The following is a 17270-nucleotide window of genomic DNA, read 5'->3' on the forward strand; positions in this document are numbered from 1 at the left end:
GGTAGGCCACGCGGCCCGAGCGCGAGCCGCGCTCCAGCGCCCACACCAGCGCGGGCTGCCGCGCCGCGGCGATGCTCGCCTCGTCCAGGCCGTAGAAGCGCAGCCATTGGGCGGCGATGGCGAGGTACTCCTCCTGGCTGAAGGGGTAGAAGCTGATCCACAGGCCGAAGCGCTCGGACAGCGAGATCTTTTCCTCCACCGCCTCGCCCGGATGCACCTCGCCGTCCGGCATGTGCTTGTAGCCGAGGTTGTCCTTCATCTGCTCGGGCAGCAGGTGGCGGCGGTTGCTGGTGGCATAGATCAGCACGTTATCGCCGGCGACCGAGACGGAACCGTCCAGCATCGACTTCAGCGCCTTGTAGCCCAGCTCGCCCTCGTCGAAGCTGAGGTCGTCGCAGAAGATCACGAAGCGCTCGGGCCGGCCGCTGAACATGTCCACCAGGTCCGGCAGGTCCACCAGGTCGCCCTTGTCCACCTCGACCAGGCGCAGGCCGCGATCGGCATAGGCATTCAGGCAGGCCTTGATCAGCGAGCTCTTGCCCGTGCCCTTGGCGCCGGTCAGCAGCACGTTGTTGGCCGGGCGGCCGGCGACGAACTGCTCGGTGTTGCGCAGCAGCTTGTCCTTCTGCGGCCCCACTTCCTTGATGTCTTCCAGCCGGATCGTGGCCACATGGCGCACCGGCTCCAGCACATGGCGGCCCAGGCGCTTGCGGTAGCGGAAGGCGACCGAGGCATTCCAGTCGGGTTCGGGCAGGCCTTGCTGGGGCAGCACGGCCTCGAGGCGACCGAGCAGCGCTTCGGCGCGGGCGATCAGATGGTCAAGCGGGGCGGAGGACATCCGCCCAGTTTATAGAGCCTCAAAGACCCAGCATTCGCAAGGCGGCATCCAACTGTTCGCTCGGCAGGCGCTTGAAGCCCGAACGGGCATAGCGCTGCAGCCGGCCGATGATGAAGCTCACCAGCACCGAGGCCTTGGCATTGGCCTCCACCGTGGGCGTGGCGGAGCCGCTGGCCTCGGCCTCGGCGCGCAGCACCTGGCGCAGCGAGGATTCGATGCGGTCGAAGAACTGGTTCATCCGCGCGACGAGGCGCTCGTTCTCGTAGACCAGCGCATCGCCGACCATCACCCGCGTCATGCCCGGATTGCGTTCGCCGAACTGCAGCAGCACCGAGACGATCTTCTGCGCCTGCATCGCGCCGCTGCTGCTCTCGCGCTCGACGATCTGGTTGATCAGCGTGAACACGCTGCTCTCGATGAACTCGATCAGGCCCTCGAACATCTGAGCCTTGCTGGCGAAGTGGCGGTACAGCGCGGCTTCCGACACATCGAGCCGCGCCGCCAGCGCCGCCGTGGTCACGCGCTCGGAACCCGGCAGCTCCAGCATGCCGGCCAGCGTCTGCAGGATCTGCACGCGGCGCTCGCCCGGACGCGGCCGCTTGCGCGGGACTGCGGCCGGAGCTGCTTCATCGCTGGTGGCGGGCGGCTCGGACAGAGGGGGTTCGACGGACATCGGCAGCAGGCGGCGCGTGGATGGGCTCGGCCGATTCTGGCACAGGGCGCAGGCCGCCCCGCGGAGGCTTCAATCGCGCAACCAGCCGAGCCGCCGCGCCTCGTAGATCGCCTCCACCTTGGAGCGCACATGCAGCTTGCGGTAGACCCGCTTCACATAGGTCATCACCGTGTGCGGAGAGACCTGCATGAAGCGCGCGATCTCGTCGAAGGTAAAGCCCTTGGCGGCCAGGTGCAGCACGCGCGACTCCTGCTCGGACAGCGCCACCACCTCGTCATCCACCACCAGCGGGATCGCGGGCTGGCTCGACGGCGCCTTCGCCAGCCGCATCAGCAGCCGCCGCGCGATCACCGGGCTGATCGGGCTGCCGCCTGCCCGCAGCGTGCGCAGCTGGGCGGACAGGTCCAGCGCCAACGCGTCCTTCAGCAGGTAGCCGGTGGCGCCGGCCTCGATGCTGCTGAGCACATGGGATTCGTCGCCGAAGACCGAGATCACCATCACGTCGCACTTGGGCCGGGTGCGCGCCGCATGGCGGATCAGCTCGATGCCGCTGCCGCCGGGCAGGTCCAGGTCCACCAGCAGCACGTCGGGCTGGGTCTGGTCGAACATCTGCCGGCCCTGGGGCAGGTCGATGGCGATACCCAGCAGCTGGATGTCTGCCGCGCGGGACAGCGCGTGCTGGAAGGCCTCGCGGAAACGGCTCTGGTCCTCGACGATCAAGACGGAAAAGGTGGACATGGCGACTCCGGCACCCATGGGGGTCGGGTCTTGCCAAGAACAGCCCGGCAATCGACCCGAGGGCTGCGGACGATTCTGAGTGGCGCACCCGGGCCGGGCAATGCAGGCTACGGGCAAACCACAGGCCTAGATCGTGGGATGCACCCCGGCACCGAAGGGTCGCAATTCGGACAGCCGGCCGATGCGGCAGCCCACATAGGCGGGCCGTCGATTGAGATGCGGATGGCCGGCGCCGCGCGACCAGCGCTGCATCCACACCGTCGCGATGCCCAGGGCATGGGCCGACTTCTGGTGCTCCAGCGTGTCCTCGACCAGCACGCAGCGGTGGGCCTGCAGCTTCAACCGCGCCAGCAGGTGGCGGAACATGCGCGCATCGGGCTTGGGCCGCAGCTGGCCGAACATGGCCATCTGCTCGACCGCGACCACGGCCTCGAAGACATGCGTCAGCTTCAGCGCCGCCAGCACGCGGCGGGCATAGAACTCCGGCGCGTTGGTCAGCAGGATCTTGCGGCCGGGCAGGCGGCGCAGCGCGGCCAGGTCGGCCGCGTGGGCATGGACCCACTGCTCCAGTTCGGCGAAATCGTGCGTCTCGCGCAGGAAGTGTTCAGACCTGACCCCGTGGTGGCGCAACAGGCCCAGCAGCGTGTTGCCGTAGCGGCGCGAGTAAAGCTCTCTCAGCCCAGCGGCCTCGGCGGCATCGACGCCGACATGCCGCACGATGTACGCGCCCATCGCCTCCCGCATCTCCGGAAAGATGCGCCGCGAGGCATCGTGCAGCGTGTTGTCGAGGTCGAACAGCCAGACCGTCGACATCAGTGCGAGCGGATCATCGTTCCGTACGCTTCTTCGGAGAGGATCTCCAGCAGCATCGCATGCGGCACGCGGCCGTCGAGGATGTGGACCGCGTTGACGCCGCTCTTGGCCGCGTCGATCGCGCCGGCGATCTTCGGAATCATGCCGCCGCTGATCGTGCCGTCGTCCACCAGCTCGTCGATGCGGCGCGGGGTCAGCTCGGTCAGCAGATTGCCTTCCTTGTCCAGCACGCCCTTGATGTTGGTGAGCATCAGCAGCTTCTCGGCGCGCAGCACCGTGGCCAGCTTGGCCGCGACCACGTCGGCGTTGATGTTGTAGCTCTCGTTGTTCTCGCCGAAGCCGATCGGGCTCACCACCGGGATGAACTGGTCGTCCTGCAGCGCCTTCACGACGCTGGGGTCGATCGAGACGATGTCGCCCACCTGGCCGATGTCGTGTTCCTTGGCCGGGTCGTCCTTGTCCACCATCTTCAGCTTGCGGGCGCGGATCATCCCGCCGTCGCGGCCGGTCAGGCCCACGGCCTTGCCGCCGGCGGCGTTGATCAGGCCCACCACGTCCTGCTGCACCTCGCCGCCCAGCACCCATTCGACGACGCTCATCGTCTCCTCGTCGGTGACGCGCATGCCCTGGATGAAGTGGCCCTTCTTGCCCAGCTTGTTCAGCGCGTCCTCGATCTGCGGGCCGCCGCCGTGCACCACCACCGGATTCATGCCGACCAGCTTCAAGAGCACCACGTCCTCGGCGAAGTCCTGCTGCAGCGCCGGGTCGGTCATCGCATTGCCGCCGTACTTGATGACGATGGTCTTGCCGTGGAACTTGCGGATGTACGGCAGGGCCTGGGCCAGGATCTCGGCCTTCTCGCGCGGGGCGATGTGGGAGACGTCGGTGCTGGTGATGTCGGTGGTCATGGCTTGTGGCGGTCGGGTTTGATGCCGTGGGATTCTAGGGTTAGCGAGAATGCCGGGATGCAAGCGAGTTCGTATCTGAAGTTGTCCGCCGTCGTCGCCGTGGTGACGATCGCGATGAAGACCGCCGCCTGGTGGTGGACCGGCTCGGTCAGCCTGGCCGCGGACGCCCTGGAATCCCTGGTGAACCTGGCCGGCGCGGTGTTCGCGCTGGCGATGCTGACGATCGCCCAGCGCCCGCCCGACGAGGACCACCCCTTCGGCCACCACAAGGCCGAGTATTTCTCGGGCGGCTTCGAGGGCGTGCTGATCGTGATGGCGGGCCTGGGCATCGGCTGGGGCGCCATCCACCGCCTGGCCGCGCCGCAACCGCTGGAAGGCCTGGGCCTGGGCCTGGCGCTGACGGTGCTCAGCTCGGCGCTGAACGGCGGCCTGGCCTGGGCGATGCTGCGCAAGGCGCGCGAGCTGCGCTCGATGGCGCTGGAGGCCGATGCCCGCCACCTGATCACCGACGTCTGGACCTCGGCCGGCGTGGTCGTCGGCCTGATCGGCGTGCTGCTGAGCGGCTGGCTGTGGCTGGATGCCGCGGTGGCCCTGCTGGTGGCGCTGAACGTGCTGCGCGAGGGCGTGCACCTGGTCGCCCGCGCCACCGGCGGCCTGATGGACGAGGCGCTGGACGCCGACTCGCTGGCCACGGTGCAGGCGGTGCTGGATCGTTTCCAGCAGCGCCTCGCCGTGCGCTTCGACCACCTGGCCAGCCGCTGCGCCGGCCAGCGCCGCTTCGTCGACCTGCACATGCACCTGCCTGCGGACTGGAGCCTGGGCCGCGCCGCCGCCGCCCGCGCCGAGGTGGAGCAGGCGCTGGTGGCGGCGCTGCCGGGCCTGCGGGCGACGATCCAGCTGCTGCCCACCGGGGTCGAGCCGGTCACCGAGGAGCAGCTCGGATGATCGCCCTGCTGCAACGGGTGCGCGAGGCGCGGGTGGACGTGGCCGGGCAGACGATCGGCGCGATCGGCCCGGGCCTCTTGATGCTGGTCTGCGCCGAGCCGCAGGACACCGAGCGCACGGCCGAGAAGCTGATCGACAAGACGCTGAAGCTGCGCATCTTCAGCGACGCCGCCGGCAAGATGAACCTCAGCGTGGCCGACGTCGGCGGCGGGCTGCTGATCGTCTCGCAGTTCACGCTGGCCGCCGACACCAGCGCCGGCAACCGGCCCAGCTTCACCGGCGCCGCCCCGGCCGAGAAAGGCCGCGCGCTGTACGAGCACGTATTGCGTTATGCCGGCGGCAGGCATCCGGTGGTCGAACGCGGCGAGTTTGGCGCCGACATGCAGGTGAGCCTGGTCAACGACGGGCCGGTGACGATCCCGCTGCGGATCGCTTCCTAATCGTCGCCGTAGGGCCCGCCCGCCTGGATCAGCGGCGCCCAGCGCCTGATCTCGGAGGCCACGAAGGCCTTGTGGCCCGGCCCGCTCAGGCGGGCGTCGTTGACGATCACCGCGCCGAGCGCCTGCTCGCGCCGCATGAACTCGGGATCGTGCAGCGCCGCGCGCAGCGCCGCATTGAGCCGCTCGACGACGGCCGGCGGCGTGCCCCGCGGCGCATAGAGCCCGTGCCAGATGGACACGTCGAAGCCCTTGAACCCCGCCTCCTCCAGCGTCGGCAAGGTGGATAGCACCGGGCCGGCCAGGCGGACGCGGCTGGTCACCGCATAGGCGCGCACCTTGCCGGCGTTGATCTGGCCGGTGGTGTTGGTGGTCTGGTCGCAGAGCAGGTCCACATTGCCGGCCAGCAGTTCGGCCATCGCCGGCGCCGTGCCCTTGAAGGACACGATGTTCATGTCGATCTTCAGCGCCTTCTGCAGCAGCACGCCGCACAGGTGCGAGGCCGCGCCGGTGCCGGCGTTGGCCAGGTTGATCTTGCCCTTGTTGGCCGCCATCCAGCGGCGCAGCTCGGTGAAGTCGCCGGCGGGCAGGCCGGGGCGGCCGATCAGCGTCATCGGCACCTCGATGATCAGGCCCAGGTACTCGAAATCCTTCAGCGTGTCGTACTGCAGGTTGCGGTACAGCGAGGGCGAGGTGGCCATGCCGATGTGGTGCAGCAGCAGCGTGTAGCCGTCCGGCGCGGCCTTGGCCACCTTGGTGGCGCCCAGCGTGCCGCCGCCGGCGCCGCCGACGTTGTCGACGATCACCTCCGCGCCCAGCGACTTGCGCAGCGCCTCGGCCAGGTCGCGGGCGACGGTGTCGGTAGGGCCGCCGGCCGAGAAGGGCACGACCAGGGTGATCGGATGGTCCGGATAGGCGGCCCGCGCCGGCGCCAGCGCCAGCAGCAGGCCGGCCAAGGTGAGCAGGTGGCGAAGCATCGGCGGATGCTAGCCGCCTTTATGGCCGATTCGTATAAGCATTCTCCGACTCTGTATTGGACCGTTCGCCACTCGATCCATAGAGTGCGAGGCATGATCAAGCGCACCCTGCTCCTGCTGTCCATGCTGGCCTCGATGACCGCCCAGGCCGAGATCCTGGCCGCCCCGGCCGCCGAGGCGGCGCTGGCCCAGGGCGCGCTGGCCTGGGATGTTCGCGAGCAGGCCGCTGCCGGCCTGCCAGGCGCCTTGAAGGTGGATGGTGCGCGGCTGGATGCCTGGCTGCAGTCGCACGACCTGGCCGCGCTGCGCGAGGCCGTGTCGGCCGCGGGCCTGGACCTGTCGCGCGACATCGTCGTCTATGGCGAAGCCGGTGACGCCCGCGCCCAGGCGCTGGTGGAGTCGCTGCAGGCGCTGAGCCCGGGCCGGGTGCACTGGCTGGTGGGCGGCGCCACCGAGTGGGCGATGTCCGGCCGTGAGCTGAAGCCGCTGGCCGCGGCCCGGTTGCCGGTGCCGCAATGGCTGGTCGCGCCGGTGGCCGAGGGCCCGAAGCAGATGGCCGGCGCCGCGCTGCGCACGCCCACCGGCGACGGCCTGCTGCTGCAGACCGCAGCCCGCTAACCCTCAATCCAGACGGCGCCGGTCCTCGATCACGCGCCCGTCATTGGGCAGGCTGCCCGCGGCGACGAATTCCACCTCGCCGCGCAGCTTCGTCACGTCGCGCAGCGCGGCGGCGATGCTGTCCGCCAGGCCGTCCGGCGCTGCCTGGCCCAGCTCCAGCTGCAGGCACATCCGGTCCTGCGCGAGTTCCCCGTTCACCACGAGCCGCGCCCGGCCCAGCCCGGGGAAACGCTTGACCACCTCCGCCACCTGGCCCGCATGGACGAACATGCCGCGCACCTTGGCCGACTGGTCGGCCCGGCCGAGCCAGCCGCGGATGCGACGGTTCGTGCGGCCCGTGGGGCAGGTGCCGGGCAGCACCGCCGAGAGGTCGCCGGTGCCGAAGCGGATCAGCGGGTAGTCGGGGTTCAGCGTGCTGACCACCAGCTCGCCCACCTCGCCGTCGGGCACCGGATCGCCGGTACCGGGTCGCACGATCTCCACCAGCACGCCCTCATCCAGCACCAGGCCCTCGCGCGCCGGCGTCTCGTAGGCGATCAGGCCGATGTCGGCCGTGGCGTAGCACTGGTAGGCGGCGACGCCGCGCGCGGCGAACCAGTCGCGCAGCGCCGCCGGGAAGGCTTCGCCGCTGACCAGGGCCTTGGTGATCGAAGCCAGCTCGCCGCCCGCCGCGCGCTCCAGCAGGATCTTCAGGAAGCTCGGCGTGCCCACGTAGGCGGCGGGCTTCAGGTCGGCGATGGCCTGCTGCTGCAGTTCCGTATTGCCGACGCCGCCGGGGAACACCGTGCAGCCCAGCGCCTGGGCGCCGCCTTCCATCATCGAGCCGGCGGGGGTCAGGTGGTAGCTGAAGCTGTTGTGCACCAGCTCGCCGGCGCGGATGCCCGCGGCGAACAGCGCGCGGGCGACGCGCCAGTAGTCTCGGGCCTCGCCCTCGGGTTCGTACAGCGGGCCGGGCGACTGGAACACCTTGCGGGCGCCGCTGCCACCACCTGCGCGCACCAGCCCCTGCCAGCCGATCGTGGCATAACCGCCAAACGCATCGGTGCCTCGCTGCGCCTGCTGGCGCGCCAGCAGCTCGTACTTGCGCGTCACGGGCAGGCGGGCCAACGCGGCGCGGCTGACGAGCTCGGCCGGCTCGACGCCGGCAAGGATCTCGGCGAAGGCGCTTGAATGGGCCTGCGCGTGGGCGACCTGCCCGGCCAGCGCGGCCAGCAGCGCCGCCTCGCGCTCGGCCGGATCGCGGGTTTCCAGCCCGTCGTAGAACTCGGGGCTCACGGCGTGTCGTCCGTCCACTGGGCCACGCGGCGCCGGATGTCGTCGAGCAGGCGCCGCACCTCGGCCGCGTTCTTGCAGCTGCGGCTTTCCCATTCCGGGCTGCGTGCCGGGCGCTTGGCGAGCCTGGCGTGCAGCTGCGTGTCGTCGCTGCTCAGCTGCAGCACCGGCTGGCCCTGCATGTCGAAGCTGCCGCCACCGCTGCGCTCGGTCAGCGAGCGCAGGTCGCGCAGATCCCGCTTGAGCTTGACCAATGCCTCGGCCGGCTTGAACGGCGGCAAGGCGAAGAAATCCTCGTCATTGCTCATGGTGCTGGTCTCCTAGGCCAACCAGCGCTTGCGGCGCTTGTAGCTCTTGACGTCTCTGAAACTCTTGCGATCGCCGCCGCCCATGCCGAGATAGAACTCCTTGACGTCCTCGTTCTCGCGCAGCGCCGCGGCCTCGCCGTCCATGACGACGCGGCCGTTCTCCAGGATGTAGCCGTAGCCGGCGTAGCGCAGCGCCATCTGGGTGTTCTGCTCGGCCAGCAGGAAGGTGGTGCCCTCGCGCGCGTTCAGGTCCTTCACGATCTCGAACACCTCCTCGACGATCTGCGGCGCCAGGCCCATCGAGGGCTCGTCCAGCAGCACCATCTTCGGATCGGCCATCAGCGCGCGGCCGATCGCGCACATCTGCTGCTCGCCGCCCGAGGTGTAGGCGGCCTGCGAGCCGCGGCGCGTCTTCAGGCGCGGGAAATAGGCATACACCTTCTCCAGCGTCTGCGCGACGGCCGCCTTGCCGTCGGCGCGGGTGTAGGCGCCGGCCAGCAGGTTCTCCTCGATGGTGAGGTGGGCAAAGCAGTGCCGCCCCTCCATCACCTGGATCACGCCGCGCTTGACCATCTCGGCCGTGCCCAGCGTCTCCACCCGCTCGCCGCGCAGCGCGATCGATCCCTTGGTCACCGCGCCACGCTCGCCCGCCAGCAGGTTGCTGACGGCGCGCAGCGTCGTCGTCTTGCCGGCGCCGTTGCCGCCCAGCAGCGCGACGATGCTGCCCTCGCGCACCTGCAGGGACACGCCCTTGAGCACGAGGATCACGTGGTTGTAGATGACCTCGATGCCGTTAACGTCGAGGAGGACCGCGCTGCTGTTGCTCATGTCAGGACTGGCAATCGGCCGGCGTGCGGCGCGTCAGCTTCTTGTCGCCGGCGTACTTGTCCGCGGCCGTCTTCACCATCGGCTTCAGGATCGCCTCGTCGGCCTCCAGCCAGTCGCTGCTGAAGTTCCACTTGCTGCCGTCCCAGGTGTGCACGCGCGCCCAGGTCGAACCCATGTGGTCGGCGCAGCTGGTGCTGATCGGGCGCATGACGCCGGCGAAGCCCAGCGCGTCCAGCTTCTTCTGGTCCAGCGCCAGGTTCTCCAGGCCCCAGCGCACCTGCTCGCCGCTCATCACCTTGCCCTTGCCGAAGCGCTCCTGCGCGCGGCGGATCGCCTCGACGGTGAGCATCTGGATGATCATGCCGCGGGTGTAGAGCACCGAGCCGACCTCGTCCTTCGGCCCCGTGCCCTGGCCCTTGTCGTGGACGTACTTGAGGATGTCCTGGATCACCTTGGGCGACTGGCCCGAGGTGTTCAGGTTCAGCGCGCTGTAGCCCTTGGCGCCCTCGCCCACGTCCTTGACGTCCGGCTCCGCGCCGGCCCACCAGACGCCGAACATCTTCTCGCGCGGATAGCCGGTAGCCTGGGCTTCCTTCAGCGCGGTGGAGTTCATCACGCCCCAGCCCCACAGCAGCACATAGTCGGGCCGCTGCTGGCGCACCTGCAGCCAGGCGGACTTCTGCTCGACGCCGGGCGCCGTCACCGGGATCTTCACCAGCTCGAAGCCGTGCATCTTCGAGCGCTCCTCCAGCATCGGCATGGGCTCCTTGCCGAAGGGCGAGTCGTGATAGACCAGGGCGATCTTCTTGCCCTTGAGCTTGTCGAAGCCGCCTTCCTTCTTGGCGATGTGCTGGATCAGCATGTCGGCCGCGGTCCAGTAGCTGCCCATCAGCGGGAAGTTCCACTTGAAGACATTGCCGTCCTGCGCGGCGGAGAGGCCGTAGCCGAGCGTCAGCAGCGGGATCTTGTCGACCGGCGCCTTTTCGGTCAGCGCAAAGGTGATGCCGGTGGCCTGCGGGTCGATCACGCTGGCGCCCTTGCCCTTGAGCCGCTCGTAGCACTCGACGCCCTTGTCGGTGGCGTAGCCGGTCTCGCATTCCTCGTAGGTCAGCTTGACGCCGTTGACGCCGCCGTCGCGGGCGTTGATCAGCTTCAGGTAGTCCTGCTTGCCGTTGGCCCAGGGCGTGCCGTTGGGCGCGTAGGGGCCGGTGCGGTAGACCAGCAGGGGGATGAACTGTTCCTTGGCCTGAGCCTGCGCGAGGCTCGGCGCCAGGGCCATGACGCTGAGGATCACCGTTAGCAACTTCTTCATGCCTGTCTCCTTGCTGTTATGGATTCAATGCGGGAAGGGCCAGAGCCGCAGCTTCTCCTTGGCCGTGGACCACAGCCGCGCGAGGCCGTGCGGCTCGACGATCAGGAAGAACACGATCAGCGCGCCGAAGACCATGCTGGTCAGGTGCGAGGACAGGGCCGTGGACATCGGCAGTTGCAGCAGCTGCGGCAGCCGCTCCAGCACGATCGGCAGCAGCACGATGAAGGCGGCGCCGAGGAAGCCGCCCATGATCGAGCCGAGGCCGCCGATGATGACCATGAACAAGAGCTGGAACGAGCGGTCGATGTTGAAGGCCGCCGGCTCCCAGGCGCCCAGGTGCACGAAGCCCCACAGCCCGCCGGCCACGCCGACGATGAAGGCGCTGACCGCGAAGGCGGTCAGCTTGGCATGGACCGGCCGGATGCCGATGACGGCGGCGGCCACGTCCATGTCGCGCATCGCCATCCACTCGCGGCCTATTGCCGAACGCACCAGGTTCTTCGCCAGCAGCGCGAAGACGACGGCGAAGGACAGGCACAGCAGGTATTTCGAAGCCGGGCTCTCGATCGGGATGCCGAAGACCTGCAGCCCGCTGACGCTGACCGAGCCCGACTCCGAGCCGTTGGTGACGAACTTCAGCCTCAAGGCCGCCCAGTCGACGAAGAACTGCGCCGCCAGCGTCGCCACCGCCAGATAGAGACCGCGGATGCGCAGCGAGGGGATGCCGAAGATCACGCCGACGATGGTGGACGCCACGCCGCCCAGCAGCAGGGAGACGATCAGCGGCAGCCCCTCGATGCGGGCCTGCGCGTTGTAGGCCGCATAGGCGCCGACGGCCATGAAGGCGCCCGTCCCCAGCGAGATCTGGCCGCAGTAGCCGACCAGGATGTTCAGCCCCAGCGCCGCCAGCGAGAGGATCAGGAAGGGAATCAGGATCGCGCGCAGCAGGTACTCGGGCGCCGACAGCGGCACGACGATGAAGGCGAAGGCCAGCATCAGCCCCATCACGACGCGGTCCTGGCGGATCGGCAGGATCTGCTGGTCCGCGCGGTACGTCGACTTGAACTGACCGTTCTCTCTGTAGAGCATGTCTATCGAATCCCTGAGGCTTGCGCTGGGGGCTTCGATACCTCAGCCCGAACGGCCTGATGTATCGAAGGGCCGCGCCCGATGGTCTTCATACGCGATCAATGATCTTCTCGCCGAAGAGACCTTGCGGCCTCACCAGCAGGAACAACAGCGCCATCACATACGCAAACCAGATCTCGATGCCCCCGCCCAGCAGCGGCCCGACATAGATCTCCGACAGCTTCTCGCCGACGCCGATGATCAGCCCGCCGATGATGGCGCCGGGGATCGAGGTGAGCCCGCCCAGGATCACCACCGGCAGCGCCTTCAGCGCCACCATCGACAGCGAGAACTGCACGCCCAGCTTGCTGCCCCAGATCACGCCGGCCACCAGCGCGACGAAGCCGGCCACGCTCCAGGTGATGATCCAGATCGTCGACAGCGGGATGCCGATGGACTGCGCGGCCTGGTGGTCGTCGGCCACAGCGCGCAGCGCGCGGCCGGTGGCGGTCTTCTGGAAGAACAGCGCCAGCAGCGCCACCAGCGCCAGCGCGATCAGCGCGGAGTAGAGGTCTTCCTTGCTGACGAGGATGCCACCCTGGAACATCGACTCGGCCACGATGACCGGATCCTTGGGCATGCCCACGTCGATCTTGTAGATATCGTTGCCGAACAGGGTCTGGCCCAGGCCGTCGAGGAAGTAGGTGATGCCGAGCGTCGCCATCAGCAGCGTGATGTGCTCCTGGTTGACAAGCTTCGACAGCGCCAGCTTCTCGATGAGCACCGCGACGCCGATCATCAGGGCCATCGCCAGCGCGAAGGCCAGCACGTTGGCGACGACCGGGTGCGCGAGCGCCGGCGCCCACTGCGGAATCCACTCCGCGAAGCGCGCCATCGCCAGCGCGGCGAACAGCACCATCGCCCCCTGCGCGAAATTGAATACGCCGCTGGCCTTGTAGATCAGCACGAAGCCCAGTGCGATCAGTGAATAGAGCATGCCGGCCATCAGGCCGCCGATCAGGGTTTCGAGGAAGAAGCCCATGGTATTCAGTGCTCCGTCCCGAGGTAGGCCTTGATGACTTCGGGGTTGGAACGCACCTCGTCGGGCGCACCGTCGCCGATCTTCTTGCCGTAGTCCAGCACCACGACCCGGTCCGAGATGTCCATCACCACGCCCATGTCGTGCTCGATCAGCACGATGGTGGTGCCGAACTCGTCATTGACGTCGAGGATGAAGCGGCACATGTCCTGCTTCTCTTCGACGTTCATGCCGGCCATCGGCTCGTCCAGCAGCAGCACCTGCGGCTCCATCGCCAGCGCCCGGCCCAGGTCCACCCGCTTCTGCAGGCCGTAGGGCAGGCGGCCGACCGGCGTCTTGCGATGGGCCTGGATCTCGAGGAAGTCGATGATGCGCTCGACCTTCTCGCGCTGCGCGATCTCCTCGCGCTCGCCCGGGCCCCATCGCAGCGCCTGCCAGAGCAGGTTGCGCCGCATGTGCAGGTTGCGGCCGGTCATGATGTTGTCCAGCACGCTCATGCCCTTGAACAGCGCGAGGTTCTGGAAGGTACGCGCCACGCCCATCTCGGCCACCTGGCGCGAGTTCATGTGCCTGAAGGTCTTGCCGCGAAAGTGGATGGCGCCGGCGCTGGGCTGGTAGACGCCGTTGATGCAGTTGAGCATCGAGCTCTTGCCCGCGCCGTTGGGGCCGATGATGGCGCGGATCTCGTGCTCGCGGACATCGAAGGAAATGTCGCTGAGCGCCTTGACGCCGCCGAACTGCACGCTGATGTTGCGCACGTCGAGGATCACCTCGCCGATCGTCCTCGTCGTCGTCATGCGGCACTCCGCACGGCCGGGTAGGTCGGCACGTCGACGATGCGCAGGTCGGCGGACACGACGCCGCTGCGCCCGTCCTCGAACTTCACCGCGGTCTCGATGTACTGCGAGGCCCGGCCGTCGTAGAGCGCGTCGATCAGCACGCCGTACTTGTCGGCGATCGCGCCGCGGCGAACCTTTCTCGTGCGGGTCAGCTCGCCGTCGTCCGCATCGAGCTCCTTGTGCAGCACCAGGAAGCGGCTGATCTGGCTGCCGGCCAGCAGTTCGTCGCGGGCCAGGTCCGCGTTGACCTTGGCCACGCAGTCGGCGATCAGCGCGTAGACCTCGGGCTTCTGGGCCAGGTCGGTATAGCCGGCGTAGGGGAGGTTGCGCCGTTCGGCCCAGTTGCCCACCGCATCGAAGTCGATGTTGATGAAGGCGCAGACCTGCTCGCGCCCGTCGCCGAAGGCCACCGCCTCCTTGATGTGCGGAAAGAACTTCAGCTTGTTCTCCACATACTTGGGCGCGAACATCGCGCCGGCCTTGGTGCGGCCCACGTCCTTGGCGCGGTCGATGATCTTCAGGTGGCCGGCCTTGTCGACGAAGCCGGCGTCGCCGGTGCGGAACCAGCCTTCGGCATCGAGCACCTCGGCCGTCGCCGCCTCGTTCTTGTAGTAGCCCTTGAGCAGGCCGGGCGAGCGGATGTAGATCTCGCCGCTGTCGGCCAGGCGGATCTCCACGCCCTCGATCGGCACGCCGACGGTGTCGGAGCGAGCTTGGTCGTCGGGCTGCAGGCAGACGAAGACCGCGGTCTCGGTGCTGCCGTAGAGCTGCTTCAGGTTGACGCCGATGCTGCGGTAGAAGCTGAACAGATCGGGGCCGATCGCCTCGCCCGCGGTATAGGCCACGCGCACCCGCGAGAGGCCCAGCGTGTTGCGCAAGGGACCGTAGATCAGCAGGTTCCCTAACGCGTATTTCAAGCGGTCGGCGAGAGCCACCGGCTGCCCGTCCATCAGCGCCGGTCCGACGCGACGGGCCAGCGCCATGCAGCGCTCGTAGAGCCAGCGCTTGGGCGCTGAGGCATCCTCCATGCGGATGGTCACCCGCGTCAGCAGCCCCTCGAACACCCGCGGCGGCGCGAAGTAGTAGCTCGGGCCGATCTCCTTCAGGTCGATCTCCACCGTGCTGGCCGACTCGGGGCAGTTCACCACATAGCCGATCGCCAGCCACTGTGCATAGCTGAAGATGTTCTGCCCGACCCAGGCCGGCGGCAGGTAGGCAAGCACCTCCTCGCGCTCGGTCAGGCGGTCAAAGCGCATGCCGGCCAGGGCCCGGTCGATCAGGCTCAGGTGCGTGTGGACGACGCCCTTCGGATGGCCGGTGGTGCCGGAGGTGAAGAACAGCGCGGCCACGTCGCGAGGCTGGATCTGCTCGATCTGCTCGTCCACGTAACGCGGTAGTTCAGCGGCATGGCGGCGACCGTCCTCGCGCAGCGCATCGAGCGCAGCGAGGCCGGGCTCGTCGTAGTGGCGCAGGCCGCGCGGGTCGTCGTACCAGATGCGCGCGAGCAGCGGGCAGCCGGGGCGGATCTCCAGCAGCTTGTCCACCTGCTCCTGGTCCTCGACGATGGCAAAGGCCACCTCCGCGTTGTTGAGCGGGAAGGCCAGCTCGGCCGCCACCGCGTCCTGGTACAGCGGCACCGGCACCGCGCCGAGCGACTGGGCCGCCAGCATCGCGGCATACAGGCGCGGCCGGTTCTCGCCGATCACCACGAGATGGTCGCCCCGGCGCATGCCCGCCGCGGCCAGGCCGTGGGCCAGCTCGCGCACCAGCACGGCCAGCGCGCTCCAGCTGAGCGTCTGCCAGATGCCGTACTCCTTCTCGCGCAGCGCCGGCGCATCGGGGCGCTGGCCCGCATGCTGCAGCAGCAGCCGGGGGAAGGTGCTTGTTGTGGTCGTCGTGGTCGCCATGCTTGTGGTCGCCCCTTGTCTCCTGCGGCCCATCGTAGGCGGCACTTTGACGCCAGGGTGTCGTTGCAACGACAATCCCAGGGTTGTCACTGCTCGTGGTTTTCCCTAGGAGTCATGGACAAGCCCCCGTCAACATCCCCGCCGCTGCGCCAGCGCGCCCGGCCTGCCCGCCCGGACGAACTGGCGGCCATCCACTGGCTGGCCGTGCTGGAGCCGCAGCAGCGCGCCGACGCGGTGGCCCAGCTGCAGGTGGCCGAGGCCGAGGTGGGCGAGCGGGTCTGCCGCTTCGGGCGGCCGGCCAATTACTGGTTCGGCGTCGTCGACGGGCTCTTGAAGATGAGCAACGACGACGCGGTCGGCCCCAGCATCACCTTCACCGGCGTGCCGCCGGGCGGCTGGTTCGGCGAGGGCACGCTGCTCAAGCGCGAGAGCTACCGCTACAACATCCAGGCGCTGCGCCGCAGCGTGGTGGCCGGCCTGCCGCTGGAGACCTTCCATGCCTTGCTGGACCAGAGCATCGCCTTCAACCGCTTCATCCTCAATCAGCTCAACGAGCGGCTCGGCCAGTTCATCGCCGCCCGCGAGATCGACCGCCTGTCGGACCCCGACACCCGCGTCGCCCGCAACCTCGCGGCGATGTTCCACCCGCTGCTGTATCCGGGCGTGGGCAGCCTGCTGCGCATCACGCAGCTGGAGCTGGGCTATCTGGTGGGCTTGTCGCGCCAGCGGGTCAACCAGGCGCTGAACACGCTGGCGGCGGGCGGGCTGATCCGCGTCGAATACGGCGGGGTGAGGGTGCTGGATCGCGAGAGGCTGCGCGTCTACCAGGGGCCGCGCGGCGCGGCCTAGCAGTTCAGGCGCCGAAAGGCGTGGGAGCAGGCGGTGTGCGGGGAATCTGCGCGAAGCGCTCGGCGGTCATCTCGTAGACCAGGCTGCCGCCTTCCGACGAGGTCTTCAGCAGCATGCCGATACGCTCCAGTGTCTTGCGAGAGGGCGTGTTCTGCGGCAGCACCACGGCCAGCACCGAGGCCTCGTGCAGCGTGTCGAAGACCAGCTCCAGCGCCGCCAGCGCCATCTCCGAAGCCAGCCCCTGGCCCCAGGCCTGCGGCAGGAAACGGAAATAGAGGTGCAGTCCTTTCACCCCGGCCACGCAGCGGTTCATCACGCCACCGAAGCCGATCAGCCGCTGCGGCTCTTCGCGCGAAGCAATCGCCCAGTAGCCGTAGCCATGCTCGCGCCAGTGGGCCAGCCAGCTCTCCAGCAGCTCGGCCGAGGCCTCGCGGGTGGGCATCGGGCCGCTGGCGCTGAAGCGGTTGGCGATCGGGTCGGCATGGAGGGCGAAGACGGCCTCCAGGTCATCGGCGGTCGGCGCCCGCAGCAGCAGGCGCGCCGTTTCCCATGGCCGGACGGCCAGCTCGGAAAGCTCGCTCACTGTCATGGAATCTCGGTCCCTCGCGCTCCGGGTCGATGCCCTGGTGAAAACCCTTATTCTGCTACAACCATGAGCGGCGTGTGACAGCGCAGCCCCGCAAGTGCGGGGCGGGTGCGTCTGGCGCACGGTCCGGGCGTGAAATCCCTGCGCTTGCATCGCCCGGCCGGATTCATATACTGTACGCAATCACAGTATTCTGGCCATGCATTCCCCCTGCGCAAGCCTGCCGTCCCCGGCGGGCGCCTCCCCTCCCCCGCCTCCGCTGCCGGCCCAGGTCTGGCGCGCCAGCAGCCTGGGCGGCAGCAGCAGCCCCTGCGT

The 17270-nt window shown here is 68.7% G+C and carries 19 protein-coding genes; 4 read left to right on the forward strand and 15 right to left on the reverse strand.

What is annotated here, in order from left to right; translation table 11 throughout:
* The 5 genes from B0W88_RS20540 to argB form a co-directional block, all read right to left on the reverse strand.
* On the reverse strand, positions 1–838 hold an 838-nt coding region (locus B0W88_RS20540), incomplete at its 3' end, for an ATP-binding protein (RefSeq protein ID WP_077036497.1).
* A 19-nt stretch (positions 839–857) separates the two neighbouring features.
* Positions 858–1511: a nucleoid occlusion factor SlmA gene (gene slmA, locus B0W88_RS20545; RefSeq protein WP_077036498.1), complete on the reverse strand. Its 654-nt coding sequence runs from the start codon at positions 1509–1511 to the stop codon at positions 858–860.
* 69 nt (positions 1512–1580) lie between these two features.
* On the reverse strand, positions 1581–2249 hold the full coding sequence (locus B0W88_RS20550) for a response regulator transcription factor (protein ID WP_233151789.1): 669 nt from the start codon (positions 2247–2249) through the stop codon (positions 1581–1583).
* A gap of 126 nt (positions 2250–2375) precedes the next feature.
* Positions 2376–3062: a pyrimidine 5'-nucleotidase gene (locus B0W88_RS20555; RefSeq protein ID WP_077036500.1), complete on the reverse strand. Its 687-nt coding sequence runs from the start codon at positions 3060–3062 to the stop codon at positions 2376–2378.
* On the reverse strand, positions 3062–3970 hold the full coding sequence (gene argB, locus B0W88_RS20560) for an acetylglutamate kinase (protein WP_077036501.1): 909 nt from the start codon (positions 3968–3970) through the stop codon (positions 3062–3064). Before argB ends, B0W88_RS20555 begins: the two co-directional genes overlap by 1 nt.
* Before the next feature lie 57 nt (positions 3971–4027).
* Here argB and B0W88_RS20565 point away from each other — a divergent pair, with 57 nt between their 5' ends.
* Together B0W88_RS20565 and dtd are read left to right on the forward strand one after the other, a co-directional pair.
* Positions 4028–4915, forward strand: a complete 888-nt coding sequence (locus tag B0W88_RS20565; RefSeq protein ID WP_077036502.1) for a cation diffusion facilitator family transporter — start codon at positions 4028–4030, stop codon at positions 4913–4915.
* Complete coding sequence (gene dtd, locus B0W88_RS20570; RefSeq protein WP_077036503.1) at positions 4912–5355, forward strand: D-aminoacyl-tRNA deacylase; 444 nt, start codon at positions 4912–4914, stop codon at positions 5353–5355. Before B0W88_RS20565 ends, dtd begins: the two co-directional genes overlap by 4 nt.
* Here the strand turns inward: dtd and B0W88_RS20575 are convergent.
* Entirely contained in the window at positions 5352–6329 is a 978-nt protein-coding gene (locus B0W88_RS20575) for a tripartite tricarboxylate transporter substrate-binding protein (RefSeq protein WP_077036504.1), read from the reverse strand. The two genes, dtd and B0W88_RS20575, sit on opposite strands and share 4 nt — an antisense overlap.
* Before the next feature lie 93 nt (positions 6330–6422).
* Between B0W88_RS20575 and B0W88_RS20580 the strand changes: the two genes are divergently transcribed.
* Positions 6423–6947, forward strand: a complete 525-nt coding sequence (locus B0W88_RS20580) for a rhodanese-like domain-containing protein (RefSeq protein WP_077036505.1) — start codon at positions 6423–6425, stop codon at positions 6945–6947.
* A 3-nt stretch (positions 6948–6950) separates the two neighbouring features.
* Here the strand turns inward: B0W88_RS20580 and B0W88_RS20585 are convergent, their stop codons facing one another.
* The 8 genes from B0W88_RS20585 to B0W88_RS20620 all read right to left on the reverse strand — a co-directional run bounded on the left by B0W88_RS20585 (position 6951) and on the right by B0W88_RS20620 (position 15520).
* Positions 6951–8222 (reverse strand): phenylacetate--CoA ligase family protein, encoded by a 1272-nt coding sequence (locus B0W88_RS20585; RefSeq protein ID WP_077036506.1) that lies wholly within the window; start codon positions 8220–8222, stop codon positions 6951–6953.
* Positions 8219–8527: a hypothetical protein gene (locus tag B0W88_RS20590; RefSeq protein WP_077036507.1), complete on the reverse strand. Its 309-nt coding sequence runs from the start codon at positions 8525–8527 to the stop codon at positions 8219–8221. Before B0W88_RS20590 ends, B0W88_RS20585 begins: the two co-directional genes overlap by 4 nt.
* Positions 8528–8539: 12 nt before the next feature.
* Positions 8540–9355 (reverse strand): ABC transporter ATP-binding protein, encoded by an 816-nt coding sequence (locus tag B0W88_RS20595; RefSeq protein WP_077036508.1) that lies wholly within the window; start codon positions 9353–9355, stop codon positions 8540–8542.
* A gap of 1 nt (position 9356) precedes the next feature.
* A complete protein-coding gene (locus tag B0W88_RS20600; RefSeq protein ID WP_077036509.1) occupies positions 9357–10667 on the reverse strand; it encodes an ABC transporter substrate-binding protein in 1311 nt (436 codons plus the stop codon).
* Positions 10668–10691: 24 nt separating this feature from the next.
* On the reverse strand, positions 10692–11756 hold the full coding sequence (locus tag B0W88_RS20605; protein ID WP_077036510.1) for a branched-chain amino acid ABC transporter permease: 1065 nt from the start codon (positions 11754–11756) through the stop codon (positions 10692–10694).
* An 88-nt stretch (positions 11757–11844) separates the two neighbouring features.
* Positions 11845–12777, reverse strand: a complete 933-nt coding sequence (locus B0W88_RS20610; RefSeq protein ID WP_077036511.1) for a branched-chain amino acid ABC transporter permease — start codon at positions 12775–12777, stop codon at positions 11845–11847.
* A 5-nt stretch (positions 12778–12782) separates the two neighbouring features.
* Positions 12783–13571, reverse strand: a complete 789-nt coding sequence (locus B0W88_RS20615) for an ABC transporter ATP-binding protein (RefSeq protein WP_077036512.1) — start codon at positions 13569–13571, stop codon at positions 12783–12785.
* Complete coding sequence (locus B0W88_RS20620) at positions 13568–15520, reverse strand: long-chain fatty acid--CoA ligase (protein ID WP_077036513.1); 1953 nt, start codon at positions 15518–15520, stop codon at positions 13568–13570. Before B0W88_RS20620 ends, B0W88_RS20615 begins: the two co-directional genes overlap by 4 nt.
* A 114-nt stretch (positions 15521–15634) precedes the next feature.
* On the opposite strand from B0W88_RS20620, the gene B0W88_RS20625 reads away from it, so the two are divergent.
* Positions 15635–16369: a Crp/Fnr family transcriptional regulator gene (locus B0W88_RS20625; RefSeq protein WP_077036514.1), complete on the forward strand. Its 735-nt coding sequence runs from the start codon at positions 15635–15637 to the stop codon at positions 16367–16369.
* 4 nt (positions 16370–16373) lie between these two features.
* Here the strand turns inward: B0W88_RS20625 and B0W88_RS20630 are convergent, their stop codons facing one another.
* Positions 16374–16952, reverse strand: a complete 579-nt coding sequence (locus B0W88_RS20630) for a GNAT family N-acetyltransferase (protein ID WP_158080897.1) — start codon at positions 16950–16952, stop codon at positions 16374–16376.
* Positions 16953–17270: the final 318 nt, after the last annotated feature.

It is taken from the genome of Pelomonas sp. KK5, assembly GCF_001984095.1.
Lineage (GTDB): Bacteria > Pseudomonadota > Gammaproteobacteria > Burkholderiales > Burkholderiaceae_C > KK5.